The organism is Apibacter sp. wkB309, from assembly GCF_002964915.1.
Taxonomy (GTDB): Bacteria; Bacteroidota; Bacteroidia; order Flavobacteriales; family Weeksellaceae; genus Apibacter.
Map to the genome: position 1 here is coordinate 275,967 of NZ_PSZL01000022.1, position 16,097 is coordinate 292,063.

General features: G+C 31.1%; 13 protein-coding genes. 12 read left to right on the forward strand and 1 reads right to left on the reverse strand.

The window, feature by feature from the left end; translation table 11 throughout:
- The first annotated feature begins 32 nt into the window (after positions 1 to 32).
- The 9 genes from C4S75_RS07005 (at position 33) to C4S75_RS07045 (ending at position 13,000) form a co-directional block, all read left to right on the forward strand.
- Entirely contained in the window at positions 33 to 860 is an 828-nt protein-coding gene (locus C4S75_RS07005; protein ID WP_105297587.1) for a prephenate dehydratase, read from the forward strand.
- Positions 861 to 862: 2 nt separating this feature from the next.
- Positions 863 to 1,318, forward strand: coding sequence for a CvpA family protein (locus C4S75_RS07010; RefSeq protein WP_105297588.1), 456 nt, complete (start codon positions 863 to 865; stop codon positions 1,316 to 1,318).
- Entirely contained in the window at positions 1,318 to 3,168 is a 1,851-nt protein-coding gene (locus C4S75_RS07015) for a DUF3413 domain-containing protein (RefSeq protein ID WP_105297589.1), read from the forward strand. The genes C4S75_RS07010 and C4S75_RS07015 overlap by 1 nt, the downstream gene beginning before the upstream one ends.
- A 208-nt stretch (positions 3,169 to 3,376) precedes the next feature.
- Positions 3,377 to 4,456, forward strand: coding sequence for a peptide chain release factor 1 (prfA, locus tag C4S75_RS07020; protein WP_105297590.1), 1,080 nt, complete (start codon positions 3,377 to 3,379; stop codon positions 4,454 to 4,456).
- A 325-nt stretch (positions 4,457 to 4,781) separates the two neighbouring features.
- The gene (gene polA / locus C4S75_RS07025) at positions 4,782 to 7,607 is read left to right on the forward strand and encodes a DNA polymerase I (protein ID WP_105297591.1); all 2,826 of its coding nucleotides are present in this window, start codon (positions 4,782 to 4,784) and stop codon (positions 7,605 to 7,607) included.
- Between the two features lie 57 nt (positions 7,608 to 7,664).
- Complete coding sequence (gene pgeF, locus C4S75_RS07030; RefSeq protein ID WP_105297592.1) at positions 7,665 to 8,453, forward strand: peptidoglycan editing factor PgeF; 789 nt, start codon at positions 7,665 to 7,667, stop codon at positions 8,451 to 8,453.
- Between the two features lie 52 nt (positions 8,454 to 8,505).
- Positions 8,506 to 9,210: a hypothetical protein gene (locus C4S75_RS07035; RefSeq protein WP_105297593.1), complete on the forward strand. Its 705-nt coding sequence runs from the start codon at positions 8,506 to 8,508 to the stop codon at positions 9,208 to 9,210.
- A gap of 297 nt (positions 9,211 to 9,507) precedes the next feature.
- Positions 9,508 to 11,109: a BamA/TamA family outer membrane protein gene (locus tag C4S75_RS07040; protein ID WP_105297594.1), complete on the forward strand. Its 1,602-nt coding sequence runs from the start codon at positions 9,508 to 9,510 to the stop codon at positions 11,107 to 11,109.
- A 49-nt stretch (positions 11,110 to 11,158) separates the two neighbouring features.
- The gene (locus C4S75_RS07045; protein ID WP_105297595.1) at positions 11,159 to 13,000 is read left to right on the forward strand and encodes an ABC transporter ATP-binding protein; all 1,842 of its coding nucleotides are present in this window, start codon (positions 11,159 to 11,161) and stop codon (positions 12,998 to 13,000) included.
- A gap of 100 nt (positions 13,001 to 13,100) precedes the next feature.
- On the opposite strand, the gene C4S75_RS07050 is transcribed toward C4S75_RS07045, so the two are convergent.
- Complete coding sequence (locus C4S75_RS07050; protein WP_105297596.1) at positions 13,101 to 13,484, reverse strand: Spy/CpxP family protein refolding chaperone; 384 nt, start codon at positions 13,482 to 13,484, stop codon at positions 13,101 to 13,103.
- A 316-nt stretch (positions 13,485 to 13,800) separates the two neighbouring features.
- Here C4S75_RS07050 and C4S75_RS07055 point away from each other — a divergent pair, with 316 nt between their 5' ends.
- From C4S75_RS07055 to C4S75_RS07065, 3 genes are read left to right on the forward strand one after another with little or no spacing between them, the layout of a single operon-like run.
- Positions 13,801 to 14,577: a ParA family protein gene (locus C4S75_RS07055; RefSeq protein ID WP_105297597.1), complete on the forward strand. Its 777-nt coding sequence runs from the start codon at positions 13,801 to 13,803 to the stop codon at positions 14,575 to 14,577.
- A gap of 3 nt (positions 14,578 to 14,580) precedes the next feature.
- Positions 14,581 to 15,465 carry a ParB/RepB/Spo0J family partition protein gene (locus tag C4S75_RS07060; RefSeq protein ID WP_105297598.1) on the forward strand — a complete coding sequence of 295 codons (885 nt, stop codon included), beginning with the start codon at positions 14,581 to 14,583 and terminating at the stop codon, positions 15,463 to 15,465.
- Positions 15,462 to 16,061 (forward strand): DUF5683 domain-containing protein, encoded by a 600-nt coding sequence (locus C4S75_RS07065; protein WP_105297599.1) that lies wholly within the window; start codon positions 15,462 to 15,464, stop codon positions 16,059 to 16,061. The genes C4S75_RS07060 and C4S75_RS07065 overlap by 4 nt, the downstream gene beginning before the upstream one ends.
- Positions 16,062 to 16,097 lie beyond the last annotated feature (36 nt).

Below are 16,097 nucleotides of genomic sequence, written 5' to 3' on the forward strand. Positions count from 1 at the left end.
TAAAAAAAATTGGGTGTTTAGTACCATTATTTATGAAGTCAATATCAATACAAGGGATTAAAGGATCGTTTCATCATGAAGCCGTAAACCGTTTTTTTCAAAATGAAAAAGTGGAAATAATTGATAGTCCTACATTTAAAACCGTAGTAAGGGATGTAATTAATGGAAAAGCAAACTATGGAATGATGGCCATAGAAAATTCTATAGCGGGAGCTATTTTACCCAATTATAGTTTAATTACCAAACACGGGTTACACATAGTCGGTGAGGTGGTCTTACCGATTAAACATCATTTATTAGCACTACCGGGTGAAACATTAGATTCTATTTCTGAAGTTAGAACCCATCCTATGGCTTTATTACAATGTGAAAATTTTCTTGAAAAATATCCTGATTGGAAATTATTATCTAAAGACGATACCGCAACCTGCGCATACAACATTCATAGTAAGAAAATGAAAGGTATTGCGACTATTGGCTCAAAATTGGCTGCAGAAATGTATCATTTGAAAGTATTGGCTGAAAATATTCATGATGTTTCTGATAATTACACCCGTTTTTATTTATTATCTCCTCAAACGGAAAAAGTTGAAAATTTTACGAAAGCATCCTTATACTTCACTACAGATCATACAATGGGTAGTTTAGCAAAAGTTTTAAATATTCTTGCTAACCATAAAATGAACATCACTAAAATACAATCCGTGCCTTTATCAGGATCGGTTTTCCAATATTCTTTTCATGCGGATATTATTACCCCCGGGGGAAATGATGACAATTACCGCAAGGCATTGGAAGAGATAAAAAATAATACCAATTTTTTACATATCTTAGGGGAGTATAAGGAAGATAAAATTTAAAAATGAACTATGAATATATTTTATTGGGAGGCACTATAATCGGTGCAATTATAGGATATATTAAAGGTTTTCTAAAACAAATTTCTTCAATCGCAGGACTCACGGTCGGATATTTATTTTCTTCTCTGTTTTTATCTCAAATGCATCACATTTTATTAAAAAATAAAATAATCTCAGAAGAAACATCGGCATGGGTAAGCTATGTCTGCGTTTTCATCATTTTATTTATAAGTATTCTATTTTTATCCCGAATTATTGAAAAAATTTTAAAAAATTTAGGTTTAGGTTTTACTAACCAACTAGCAGGAATGGCATTGGGTGCTTTAAAATATTTCTTACTAATAATGATGATTTATTGTTTTTTATACTATTTAAATATATTAACTAAAGAAAATTGTTCTATTAATTTGTTAAATTTTGTATCTTTATTCAAAACTGTTGTTTTTAAATATATATAATGAAAATTAATTTGTTTAGTAAACAATTATGTTTAGCCAATTTTTTTAATTTTTTACTGGTAATTTTTTTAGGGGTTAAATATTTAAAATATACCGAAAATTTAAGCGGATTCATTACATATTTTTATATGTTTTCTTCACTTATTACACATTTTTTTATTCTTAATTGTGTTCCACTGTTACTGAGTCTTTTATTCTTATTTTTAACCAAATCAAAATTACTATCTAAACTTATTTTTAGCTTACTTTCTATTCTTATTATATTATATCTGCAAATAGATATACTAGTATTTAGCCAATTTAGGTATCATTTATCCCCTATAGTATTTAAATTAGTCTTTGGAAAAAGAGCTACAGATATTTTTCATTTTTCAACTATAAATATTACCATTGCAATACTTTACCTAATTGGACTTATTTTACTTGAAATATTAATATTTTATATTTCTTCTAAGCTATCCAAAAAATTACCTAATTTAAAAATTAAGCTAATCTTAGTGATTGTAGGATTTTTATTAGTTGGTACAAACTTGATATATGCTTGGGCTGATGCGAGCCGATACAGGCCTATTGCTCAAATGAAAAATATATATCCAGTCTTCTATCCGTTAACCTCAGAATCACTATTTCGCAAACTTAATTTAATTAATAAACAAGAAATTGAAAAAAATACTTTACTTAGTCGCTCGTACTCAAAATCATTGATCAATTATCCTTTAAAGCCCATTCTATCTGAAAATAGCCAAAAAAAGAATATAATTTTCATAGTAATAGACTCATGGAGATTTAATTGCATGACCGAAAATATAACCCCGCATATTTTTGAGCTGTCCAAAAGATCACAAGTATTTCAAAACCATAAAAGCGGATCAAATATGACCACAGGAGGCATATTTTCTCTATTTTATGCCATACCTGCTACTTATTATGATAATTTTACAGGATTACAAGTATCTCCGGTTTTTTTCAATGAAATACTCAAGCAAGGCTATACATTATCAATTTTGTCCAGCTCAACGCTTGAGAATCCCCCTTTTAATAAAAATGTATTTTCAGGAATTCAAAATTTGAGACTGGAATCGAATGGAAATTCTCCCTCTGAAAGAGATAAAGACATTTATAATGAATGGATAAAATTTATTAACGGCTATGATTCAAAAAAAAATACTCCCTTTTTTAGCTTCTTATTTTTTGATTCTGCCCATGGCTTTGATTATCCTTCAGATTTTCCTGTGAAGTTTAAACCGACGTTGGATGAAGTAAATTATATTGCCTTAAACGATGATTACAATCCAATCCCTTTTTATAACAGATATAAAAATTCATTAAATTATATTGATGGTCTCATCGGTAACATATTGAAAAAATTAGAAGAGAAAAAGCTTTTAGACTCTTCAATTGTAGTTATTACAGGGGACCACGGACAAGAATTTAATGACAATAAAAAAGGATATTGGCAACACGGAGGAAATTTTTCAGATTATCAAATTGGCACACCTCTAATTGTATTTGATACTTCCAGACCGGCAAAAACTTATACTCATTTAACTTTACATTATGATATTATTCCAACGATTATGAATACCGTTTTGGGTGTTACAAATCAATATTACGATTATAGCGTAGGCCAAAATTTATATGATTGCAAGAATAGAAAATGGTTTATCTGTGGATATAATCAAAAATATGCTATCATTGAAAAAAATATGATTATTAATGTTTATTCCTCGGGAATGTATGATGTTGTCGATAAAAAATTAAATCCGGTAAAAGAAAATACCGTTAATTTTAGTGTAATTAAAGATGCAGTGATTGAAAATTCACGTTTTTACCATACATCTGAAAAATAGCAATTTTCAGTTGCTAAATAAAGGAATTCTATACTTCATAATTAATTAAACAACTGAACTTGCGGTTTAATCGACTATCATAGTATTCATGATTTAAAATACTAACTTGTAACTTTTAAAATAATTTTTAAAAAAATATATATAAAAGTAAGAAGCTGAAAATATTCTATCAAAGTTGTACATTTGCAAACTTAAACCATCAGTATATATGTCAGATTTAGTATCAAAATTAGAGGCTATAAAACAAAGATTTGATGAAGTATCAGATTTAATCATTCAACCGGATGTTATTTCAGACCAAAAAAGATATGCTCAACTAAACAAAGAATATAAAGACTTAAATAAAATAGTAGAAATCTATCATCAATACAAATCCTTACTTAATACAGTTTCCGATGCCGATGAAATTATTAAAGAAGGCATTGATCCTGATATGGTTGAATTGGCAAAAGAAGAAAAAAATGATGCCTTAGCCAAAATTCCTGAAATGGAAGAAAACATAAAATATATGTTAATTCCAAAAGATCCTGAAGACGACAAAAATATCACCGTTGAATTAAGAGCCGGAACTGGTGGTGATGAATCGGCTATTTTTGTGGAAGACATCTTCCGAATGTATACCATGTATTGGAGACAAAAGGGCTGGAACTTTGAAGTAGTAGACGCTACGGAAGGTAGTGTTAAAGGATATAAGGAAATGATTATTAATGTTAGTGGAGAAGGAGCTTACGGAACCATGAAATTTGAATCGGGAGTACACCGAGTTCAAAGGGTTCCCGAAACCGAATCACAAGGGAGAGTACATACCTCGGCCATAACCGTAGCTGTTTTACCCGAAGCTGAAGAAGTAGATGTTGAAATTAATCCGGCAGATTTAGAATATCAAACCGCTCGATCTAGTGGAGCAGGAGGACAGAACGTTAATAAAGTAGAAACCAAAGTTCAGCTTACGCATAAGCCCACCGGAATAATGATTCAATGCCAGGTAGCACGTTCACAACATGCCAATAGAGAGATGGCGTTACAAATGCTTCGTAACAAATTATACGATATGAAGTTGCAAGAGCATCTTGATAAAATTTCGGCACACAGAAAAACGATGGTTTCTACCGGAGACCGTTCGGCTAAAATTCGTACTTATAATTACCCGCAAGGTCGTGTAACGGATCATCGTATTAATAAATCCATCTATAACTTAGATAACTTTATGAATGGAGATATTGATGAAATGATTGAAGCGGTAAAAATTGCAGAAAATGCAGAAAAATTAAAAGGTCAAGAAGACTAAATTCTTACATAATAAGCTTTATATAATTCGCTATCAACTACTACCTTTATCTTAACGATTTATATAAAGTTTATTATTTACAACTCATTTAAAAAAATACTACTCTATAAAGTTCTATTTATCTGTTATATAAATCCTTTATGTGTTAAAATTACTATCGGTATAAACCATTGATATTTTAGAATTTTTCAGAATTTACTTCTTTAAAATCAATATAAACATTTTTTCAATTAATATCTTAAGGGTTTTTCTTTTTACATTTTGCAACAAGTGTTAACTTCAAATATCTTATATTTGAAAATAAAAACACAGATAACCCTAAAGAATGACCAGTCAAGATTGCGATAAAAAACTATTTCTGATTGATGCCTATGCTCTTATATTCAGAGCTTATTATGCCTTTATAAAAAACCCGAGAATCAATTCAAAAGGTTTAAATACTTCCGCTATTTTCGGATTTACCAATACGCTTTTCGATTTAATGAAAAAAGAAAAGCCATCACATCTGGCAGTAGTTTTTGATGTGGGAGAAACGTTCCGTCATCAGGTCTATAAAGAATATAAGGCCAATCGGCAAGAAACACCGGAGGCTATACGCATAGCTGTTCCTTATATCCATAAACTGATGGAAGCATTACATATTCCTTGTCTTTGGAAAGAAGGGTACGAGGCCGATGATGTTATTGGAACTTTGGCAAAAAAAGCGGAAAAGGAGGGATATACAACCTATATGATGACCTCGGATAAAGACTATGCGCAATTAGTTTCCGAAAATATCTTTGTTTTTAAACCGGCATCCAGAGGAAACGATATTGAAATTTGGGATGTAGAAACTGTTAAAGAAAAATTCGAAGTTAAAAATCCGTCTCAAGTTATTGACCTTTTGGGCATGATGGGAGACAGTGTAGACAATATACCCGGAATACCCGGTGTGGGCGAAAAAACGGCTAAACAATTTATTAAAGAATACGGAAGCATTGAAAACTTATTTGCTCATTCTTCTGAATTAAAAGGAAAAATGAGAGAAAAAGTAGAAGCAAATGAGGAACTAGGCCTTTTATCTAAAAAATTGGCAACCATTGATACGCATGTTCCTATCGAATTTAATTATGAAAGTTTAACGGTGGATCAGCCGAATGTTGATGAGGTCATTAAAATTTTTGAAGAATTAGAGTTTAGAAATATGATTACAAATTTTCAGAAAACGTATCATATTATCTCTGAAAGCGAATCTAATTTAGAAAAAAATTCTTCCGGTAAAGCTCCGGTAAATGGACAAAGATCGTTGTTTGATACAACCGATCAGGACATTGAAATGAAAGAAAGTGCAAACTGGAAAACTATTGAAAATACTGATCATCTCTATCAACTGACAGAAACTCCTATGGCAGTAAAATTGTTGGTAGATAAGCTTTTAAAGCAAAAAATTGTATGCTTTGATACGGAAACTACTTCAACTGATTCCATGATCGCGGAATTAGTCGGCATTTCATTTTCATATGAAAAGGCAAAAGGGTACTATGTACCTTTTAGTCCTAAGGACAAAGAAAAGACACAAGAATTTATAGAACTGCTCCGGCCGGTTTTCGAAGATGAAAATATAGTTAAAGTAGGCCAAAACTTGAAATACGATTGCAAAGTTTTAAGAAAATATAAGGTTGAAGTTAAAGGGGTACTTTTTGATACCATGATTGCGCATTACTTAATCAACCCCGATGCAAGGCATAATATGGACCTGTTGGCTGAAACAGAGCTTAATTACAAACCTGTTCCCATAGAATCTTTAATCGGAAAAAAAGGAAAAAATCAAAAATTATTTTCTTCCGTTCCTATTGAATTGCAAAAAGAATATGCGGTTGAAGATTCTGATATTACCTTACAGCTTAAAGACAAATTTGAACCTCAACTCAAACATGATAATCTTAAAAAGCTTTTTGATAATATAGAAATGCCATTAATGAAGGTGTTGGAAGACATGGAATGGGAAGGTATCAATTTAGATATCAAAGCATTAGGTGAAATGTCTAAAGAATTAGTTGAAGACCTTTCAAAGTTGGAAAAAGAAATTTATTCACTTGCGGGAGAAGAATTTAATATCAGTTCACCCAAACAATTAGGAGATATTATTTTTGATAAATTAAAATTAGGTACTAAGCCTAGAAAAACCAAAACAGGGCAATATGCAACCGGCGAAGATGTTTTATTAAAACTGGCGCATAAACATAAAATTATAGATTTATTATTAGAATACAGACAGCTGCAAAAATTAAAATCAACCTATGTTGATGCCCTACCCAATGAGGTAAATCCACTAACGGGAAGAGTACACACAACCTTTGCACAAACTGTTGCTGCAACCGGTCGTTTAGCTTCTAATAATCCCAATCTTCAAAATATTCCTATTAGAACCGAGAGAGGGCAAGAAGTACGTAAAGCCTTTATAGCAAAGGATTCTCAACATAAAATAATTTCTGCCGATTATTCCCAAATTGAATTGAGAATCATTGCAGCCATGAGTAAAGATCCCACCATGATCACTTCCTTTAAAAACGGTGAGGACTTCCATAGGGCTACCGCATCAAAAGTATTTCATGTACCTATGGATCAAGTGACTAAAGAGCAGCGCTCTCAAGCGAAAACAGTTAATTTTGGTATCATTTACGGAGTATCTGCATTTGGATTAAGTGAACAAACCGGATTATCTAGATCCGAATCTAAAAGTTTGATTGATGCCTATTATCAGGCTTATCCCGTTTTAAAAGAATACATTTCGGAACAAGTACAGATAGCACGAAAAAACGGATATGTAGAAACCTTATTGGGAAGAAGAAGATATTTGCCGGATATCCATTCCGGAAACAGCGTAGTGCGTTCTCATGCAGAAAGGAATGCAGTAAATGCGCCTATTCAGGGAACAGCAGCTGATGTAATTAAAATAGCCATGATACAAATTCATGAACTGTTGCAGGAAAGAAAATTTCAAACCAAACTTTTGTTACAAGTGCATGATGAATTGGTTTTCGATGCTCCCGATGAAGAAATTAAGGAAGTATCGACACTGATTAAAAATACAATGGAAAACTCCGTACGTATGGAAGTTCCTTTAATCGTAGATGTTGGAGTGGGTCCCAATTGGCTGGAAGCCCATTAAGTATTTATATAGAACATTCTAGAATTGATGAGTTTATAAATATTCTCTTTTAACTATATGAATTTCCTGACATTTGATAATTTATCTGCATACAGAGAATTAACCCATTTTACAACTACAATCGAAGGAGGAGTAAGTGTAGGGAATTATGCATCGTTCAATTTAGGAACTACCTCCGGGGATGATCCGAAAAATGTGATTGAAAACAGAAAAAGACTCTGTAATGAATTAGGTATTTCAACCCATAATTTATATATACCTGTTCAAACTCACAGCAATCATGTGTTACTTATTGATCGAAATTTTTTAGATCTAACAAGTGATAAACAATCGGAAATTCTTCAAAATAAAGATGCTTTACTGACTCAAGAAAAGGGAATTTGCATAGGAATAACTACTGCCGATTGTGTACCTATAGTACTTTATGATCCTTTAACCAAAACTTTAGCAGCCATCCATGCAGGATGGAGAGGAACCGTTAGCAAAATTGCTTTAAAAACTCTATCGGAAATGGTTCGTCATTTTAATTGCAAACCTGAAAATATCAGAGTAGGAATTGGTCCGTGCATTTGCGCGAACTGTTTCGAAGTAGGAGATCATGTCATTGAAGATTTTATTAAAGAATGTTTTGATAGTAATCTAATTAGTTTTAAAAATAAAGAAACCCGAAAATATCATATTGATCTTAGAAAAGCAAATCAGTTGCTACTGGAACAAGCAGGTTGTCTCGCTCATCATATAGAAATAAAAAATTTATGTACGGTTACTCAACCTAATTTATTTTTTTCGGCAAGAAGGCAAACCATAAATTCCGGTAGAATGGTAACCGGTGGTATTTTACGTTAATTTTTTATGAATTTATTAAAATATTATATAATTTTGTTAATAAATTTATAAAATGGATAAAAATATATCAGATAAACAAAATATAGGAAATACCATTGACAATATTGATAAAAAAGATAATGATCAAATGAAGAAAAAAAATTCAGGATCTTTAAAGTATTTTTTAGTTACCCTATTAGGGTTAGTCTTAGTAGGTTTAGGATTTTATTACCATATTATCCAAGAGATATTTTACAGCTTTCTTTCTATAATTTTTATTGTACTTGTTTTGGCTCTGGGCTTGGGATGGGAATATTGGGTGTACACTCATTTCACTACCGATGAATTTACGTTTATCAATAAAGAACAAAACAATACTTCTGATTCTTGGAAAAACTTGGAAGAAGAATTTAAATTATGGATAGTAAGTTCTGAAAAAAAAATAAAGCAAGTAAGACAATTATCATTGCTTAATTATATGACAGCTATTGGATTGTTTATAATTTCCGCCTTTGTTTTATTAGTTAATTGGATCTATGATGTAAATCCATCACCTTCCGCCTATCAACAATTTAATCCTGCGTTTGCATTGACTATTATTTTACTCCTTTTTTCTATACTATTTATGCTTCTTCATTATATCAATCAAAAAGACAGTATAAAAAAACAAGAAAAGTTGGATCATACCATCCAATGGATTCTATCACTTAAAACAGCTCATACTATAGGTAAAGAGCATATGTTAGAAATTATTAACTCAAATAACCTTAAATCTTAAAATTTTAATATATAATCTCTTACATTTTATATCAAATTTCAGTTAATAAAAAATTCACAAAATATTTTTACTATTTAATTAAAAGAAATGTACATAACAATAATTAATTAAAAAGTGTATATATATTTAAATAGTTCATTATAAGACGATTAAACTAAAATATCTATAATTTTCCCATTAATAGCATCATTTACATTAATGCCTACAAAAAACTAAAGAATTTTATTAAATAAAAATATAAAATAATTTAGTTTTAAATTTGTACCTTACCATTGAGCTTTTTTGTTAGTACAACTCATGAAATTTAAGCTGCTCTATATTTATATAATTATTTTACCCATTTTGCTTCATGGCCAAGTTGAAAAAAATTTCATTAAGATATATAATAATCAAAAACTTTGGTTTTCAAAAACCTATTCTGAAAATAAAGTAGGTTCAATTTTAGATTCTTTAGTAGATCTAGGTTTTTATACCTTAAAACTGGATTCTTTAAAAAAAGATAAAAAAGAAACCTTAGTTTATATTAACAGAGGAAAATTTTACAAAAAAGTATGGGTACAATTAGACTCTCTTTCACAAGCGGCAATTACTAACAAAAATCATTTTCAAACAGATAATATTGATTCTTTAGCAGGAGTAATCCATTATTATTATATAAAAAAAGGCTATGCATTTAATCAAGTCCACACAAAATTATCCCTTGCAAATGAACCATTAGAAGCATCCATACATGTTGAACTCCACCAAAAAAGACTCATCAATTCATTTGTTTTAAACGGATATACCAAAATCCCTCGCGGAATATTAAAAGAATTAGAATATGGATTTCTCGGTAAAACTTATACAGACGAGCGACTTAAAGAAATTTCAGCTATGCTACAAGGAACAACATTTATAGCAGAAGAAAAAAATCCGCAAGTATTATTCACTCCCGATTCTACCAAGATTTATTTATATTTAAAAAAAAGAAAAGCCAGTTCATTGGACGGAATGGTAGGCTTTGGTAATGACGAAAAAGGTAAATTCAAAGTCAACGGCCAGCTTCAGCTTTCTTTAGGCAATGTATTGAATTCATTTGAAACTATTAACTTAAATTGGTTGTCCACACCGGATAAATCTCAAAACTTTGAAGTTCAAGTCAACGTGCCCTATCTTTTTAAATCTAAATTCGGATCGGAAACATCGTTAACTATATTTAAACAAGACAGCACGTATGCAACCATTCGACTGAATGAACATATATATTATCAATATACCGTAAACCAACGGTTAGGTATAGAAGGGTTATATGAAAACTCACGATATGTATCGGAATTAGATAATAATAACAACTTTTCCAAAACTGGATTTGGCATAAGTTATCAATATAAAGAAAGAAATGAAAACGAAATTTTAGGCCCTAAAAATTTATACTCCATAAAAGGAATTGCTTATAGAAATATACCGGAAGATCGAAAAAATTTAACTGAATATAATGTAAGTGCTTCCATCGAAAAATTAATAAAATTATCTGCATCCCATTATTTAAAGCCGAAAATAAATGCTTCAACCTTACTGTCGGATACGTTGACAGTAAATGAATTATTTAAAATCGGTGGTTTGAAAACTATCCGCGGATTCAATGAACAATCCATTTATGCCAATGCGTATATCATCGGAAGTTTAGAATACAGATACGTTCCGTTTGAAGAACTGTATTTAAGTTTATTTACAGATGTTGCATGGATTGAGAATAAAAATCAAAATACAAGACCCTTTTTATTGGGAACCGGAGTAGGAATTAGCTTTTTAACACGTTTCGGTATTTTTTCATTGAACTATGCCGTTGGTAAATACGATTCTGAACCTGTAAATTTTTCAGATTCTAAAATTCATATTGGAATACAAGCTACTTTTTGACAAAAAAGAATCGAATTTTTGTTTACCTTTGTATTAATCTCAAGGTAGCATGAAATCATTAAAAAAAATACTAAAAAAATTTGCCTCTCCCTACAGAAAAGAATTTATATTAGGAATTCTATTTAACGTTCTATATTCTTTATTTTCAATTGTTTCCGTATTTTCCATTATGCCTATTTTGGAAATGCTTTTAGGAGGAAAGAATCAAATTTTAATTGAACAAACGAAAAAAGAAATGCAAGCCTCAAAGGGTATGATGGCCGAACTGAAATATAAATTTTATGTATTTTTAGATCATTCCCTTGAAGGAACCAATCCTAAAACGATTTTAGCTTATCTTTGTGTTACTGTTATAGTTTTATTTTTATTTAGAAATATTTTTAGATATTTAGCTCAATATTTTATTGTGCTTTTACGTAGCGGAGTTTCCAAAGATTTGCGGGTTGCTATGTATGATAAAATCCTTACGCTTCCGGTTTCTTATTTCACCGATCGAAAAAAAGGGGATATTATGATACGACTTTCCGGAGATGTAGGAGAGGTGGAAGGCAATATTTTAACTTCAATATTAGAGCTTTGGAGAACGCCTTTTTCCATTCTTTTCACTCTAATCGCTTTAATTACCATTAGTCCATCGTTAACTTTAATAGCATTTATTGTTCTGCCTTTTATGGCGTGGATTATTTCCTCAATTGGAAAAAGTTTGAAAAAAGATGCTAAAAAGGGATTAGCCGAATCGGGTAATGTACTTTCTGTAATTGATGAAACGCTAAACGGAACTAAAATAATCAAAATTTTCAATGCCGAAGAATCCATGAAAAACAGATTCATGAACAGTGTTCTTAATCTCAGAAGGCTTTCCATAAATATGATGAAAAAATATGAACTTGCCTCGCCTTCTTCAGAATTTTTAGGTTCTGTTGCCATGATTTTTATTACCTGGTACGGCGGAGTTCTTATTTTAGACGGTGAAGGTTTAAATCTTCCTTCCTTTTTAGTCTATATAGCCCTATTTTTTCAATTATTGGAACCGGCCAAAACCTTATCAACTTCCATCACGAATTTACATAAAGGTACAGCTTCTACAGATCGCTTGGTGGAAACTTTAGAAACCAGCATACAGATTTACGAACCGGAACATGCTGTTGAACTATCCGAAATAAAAGAAGGAATTCAACTGAAAAATATTAATTTCCAATATGTTGACGGACATCCCATTCTTCAAGATGTAAATTTATTTATACCTAAAGGCAAAACAATAGCGGTCGTGGGACAAAGCGGTAGCGGTAAAACTACTTTAGCCAATTTAATTGCACGATTTTATGACGTAGACAGCGGCGTGATTTATGTAGATGGTCATGATTTACGAGATTTAAATTTAAAAGTTTACCGTAAATTACTGGGCATGGTTACCCAAGAATCCATATTATTCAATGATACCATTGCCAATAATATTAAATTAAGCAATCCAAATGCATCCATGCAAGAAGTTATAGAAGCTGCTAAAGTTGCCAATGCACTGGAATTCATTGAGCAAATGCCGGAAGGTTTCGAAACAACCATCGGTGAAGGTGGCGGAAAATTATCGGGTGGACAAAAACAAAGAATAGCTATCGCCAGAGCTATATTGAAAAATCCACCCATCATGATTTTAGATGAAGCAACCTCTGCCTTAGATACACAAAGTGAACGATTGGTACAAGATGCTTTAGATAATCTTATGTCTAACAGAACATCCCTGGTTATTGCTCATAGATTATCTACTATTGTAAATGCAGATATGATTGTGGTGATGGATAAAGGAAAAATAATGGAACAAGGAACTCATGCTGAATTATTGGAGAAAAATGGTATTTATAAAAAATTAATTGACATGCAAAATTTTTCTTAACATTTGGATAATAATACACATACTATAAAATTAAAAAGAGCTTCTATTAGTAGAAGCTCTTTTTAAATGAAAAAAGAATTGTATAAAAAACTATTTTTCTCTAGGAACGAAATTTTTTACCCTGTTTATGTAAATGCTTTTTATTATGCATATCCTCTTTAATTTTCTTAAGCTTTTGTCTTTGTTCTTCAGTAAAAACATTATTTATTTCAGATTTTTTATCTTCCTTTAATTGATGGATTTGTTGACGCAATTCTTCTGATTTTTTCCTTAACTCATCTTCACGGCTTTTATATTTATCCTCAATTAAATTAATCTTTTTAATTTGATCTTCCGTTAAATTAAGTTCTTTAGCCATCCTATCCCTCATCTCTTTCACTTTTTCTTCTTTTTTATCATGATCCTTAAGATCCTCACATTTAGATTGTGTAAAAGCAAAAGTAGAGGAAAATACTAATGCTCCTACAAAAATTATTTTTTTCATATAACTTTAGATTTACAACTATATTGACAAGGAATATTTTAAAAGGTTTAATTTAAAGTTATACATTTTAAACTATTTTTTAATATATAACAAAAAGCAACTTTTTTAACTTGTATTACATTTGCGATGAATGTTTAAAACCAAATAAAATTAAAATAAAGTTCAAAGTAAAATAATTAAGTTAGAGAGAAAAAACAGCATAATAATACTAAAAAAATAGTCGATAACCTGCTATAAATCCCTCTAATGTTGATAATTTTTTCTGAATATACCGTTTAAAAATTGTATTTTTACAGCTTGAAATTTTATTATACTGATGGGAAAAATTATTGCTATAGCTAATCAAAAAGGAGGAGTTGGAAAGACCACTACAGCCGTTAATTTGGCTGCGGCCATAGGGGTGCTTGAAAAAAAAGTTTTACTCATCGATGCAGACCCTCAGGCAAATGCCAGTTCCGGATTAGGTATTAATATCGAAGAAGTAGAATATGGTACCTATGAAGTATTGGAACACAGCGCTTCTGCCAGAGATGCCATACAACCTTCTACTTCCCCAAATGTGGAATTAATACCGGCTCATATAGATCTTGTTGCTGCAGAAATTGAATTGGTTGACAAGGTCAATAGAGAATACATGTTAAAAGAAGCTTTAAAAGATATAAAAGATGAATATGACTTCATAATCATTGATTGCGCCCCGTCATTAGGATTAATTACTTTAAATGCTCTAACTGCTGCCGATTCTGTAATAATTCCCATCCAATGTGAATATTTCGCTTTAGAAGGTTTAGGAAAACTCCTTAATACGATAAACAGCGTGCAAAAACTGCACAATCCGGATCTAACTATCGAAGGGTTATTATTAACTATGTATGATGCCCGTTTACGTTTATCGAACCAAGTGGTGGAAGAAGTCAAAACTCATTTTCCGGATATGGTGTTTGACAGTCTCATACAAAGAAATGTGCGATTAAGCGAAGCTCCGAGTTTTGGCGAATCCATATTAAAATATGACGCAGAAAGCAAAGGTGCTATAAACTATATCTTACTTGCTGAAGAAGTATTAAATAAAAACAAGGCTGAAGTTAAATAAATTATGGCTATAGACAAAAAAAGAGCTATGGGTAGAGGTCTATCCGCAATCTTAAGTGAGAATTCTAAAAAAGTTAATTCTGCAGAAGAAAAAGGAGCAGAAGAATTAGTAGGTAACATTTTGGAAATTTCACTTGATGATATTATAACCAATCCCAATCAACCCAGAACTAATTTTGATCAAAAAGCATTAGATGAATTATCCATTTCTATTAAACAGTTAGGATTAATACAACCAATTACTGTTCGTAAAAATGGAGACAAATTCGATTTAATTTCGGGTGAAAGAAGATATCGCGCTTCTAAACAGGCCGGTTTAAAAAAATTACCTGCATTTGTTCGATTAGCTAACGATCAGGAACTTTTAGAAATGGCTTTAGTTGAAAATATTCAACGAAAAGATCTGGATCCTATCGAAATTGCCTTAAGCTTTGAAAAATTAATTGAAGAAATCAATATAACTCAAGAAAACTTGAGTAACAGAGTAGGGAAGGACAGAAGCACCATAACCAATTATTTAAGACTTTTAAAACTTTCTCCGATTATCCAAACGGGAATCCGAGACGGGATAATTTCCATGGGACATGGAAGAGCGCTCATATCCTTAGAAGAGCAAGAGAAACAATTATTTGTTTATGAAAAAATTGTACGAGAACAATTATCCGTAAGACAAACCGAAAGTTTCATTCGAACCTTTAAAAATCCTAAAAGCAAAAAAGTTTCCAAAGAAAAAGAATTACCCAATCATTTAAAAAAGGGGTTGAAAAATTTTGAGGATTATTTCGAAACAACTATTGAAATAAAGGCTACAGAAAAAGGAAAAGGAAAAATTATCATTAATTTTGATTCCACGGAAGAATTTGAAAGAATTCAGAAATTATTAGAATGATACAAAAGAAAATATTGGTTATACTTTCATTATTTCTTACTTGTTTTATTTTAGCGCAAAATCAAGAAACAAACCATGCCACCATTAGTGATGATGGCGTTATAATACGAAATATAAATCATACAGATTCGCTGACTCAAACCATGTTGAGAAGCCCTCTGAAAGCTTCTTTATACTCTGCCATACTTCCCGGTTTAGGACAATTGTACAATAAAAAATATATTAAAGCTCCTATTGTGCTAGGGGTTATTGGTGCAGGGATCGGTTTTATAAAATATTACGACAATCGATATAATAAATATCACAAAGCTTATTTAGCGGAACTTAGCGGACAAAAGCATCAATTTTCAGATGTAGCAGGAATCAGTCCTAAAGTTTTAGCTAACGCTCAAGATTCGGAAAGGAGAAACAGGGATTATGCGATTGTGCTTACTTCTCTGGCTTATCTTTTAAATATTGTTGATGCCACTGTTGATGCTCATCTATCAATATTCGACAAAGATAAAGATCTTGCCGTACGACCAGTTATTATGGAAGACGCCGATACCTGGTTTACTAATCAAAAAGTAGGACTTTCATTTTGCTTGTCATTTTAAAATGGTTAATGTTTATAAAAAATAATATATATTCTT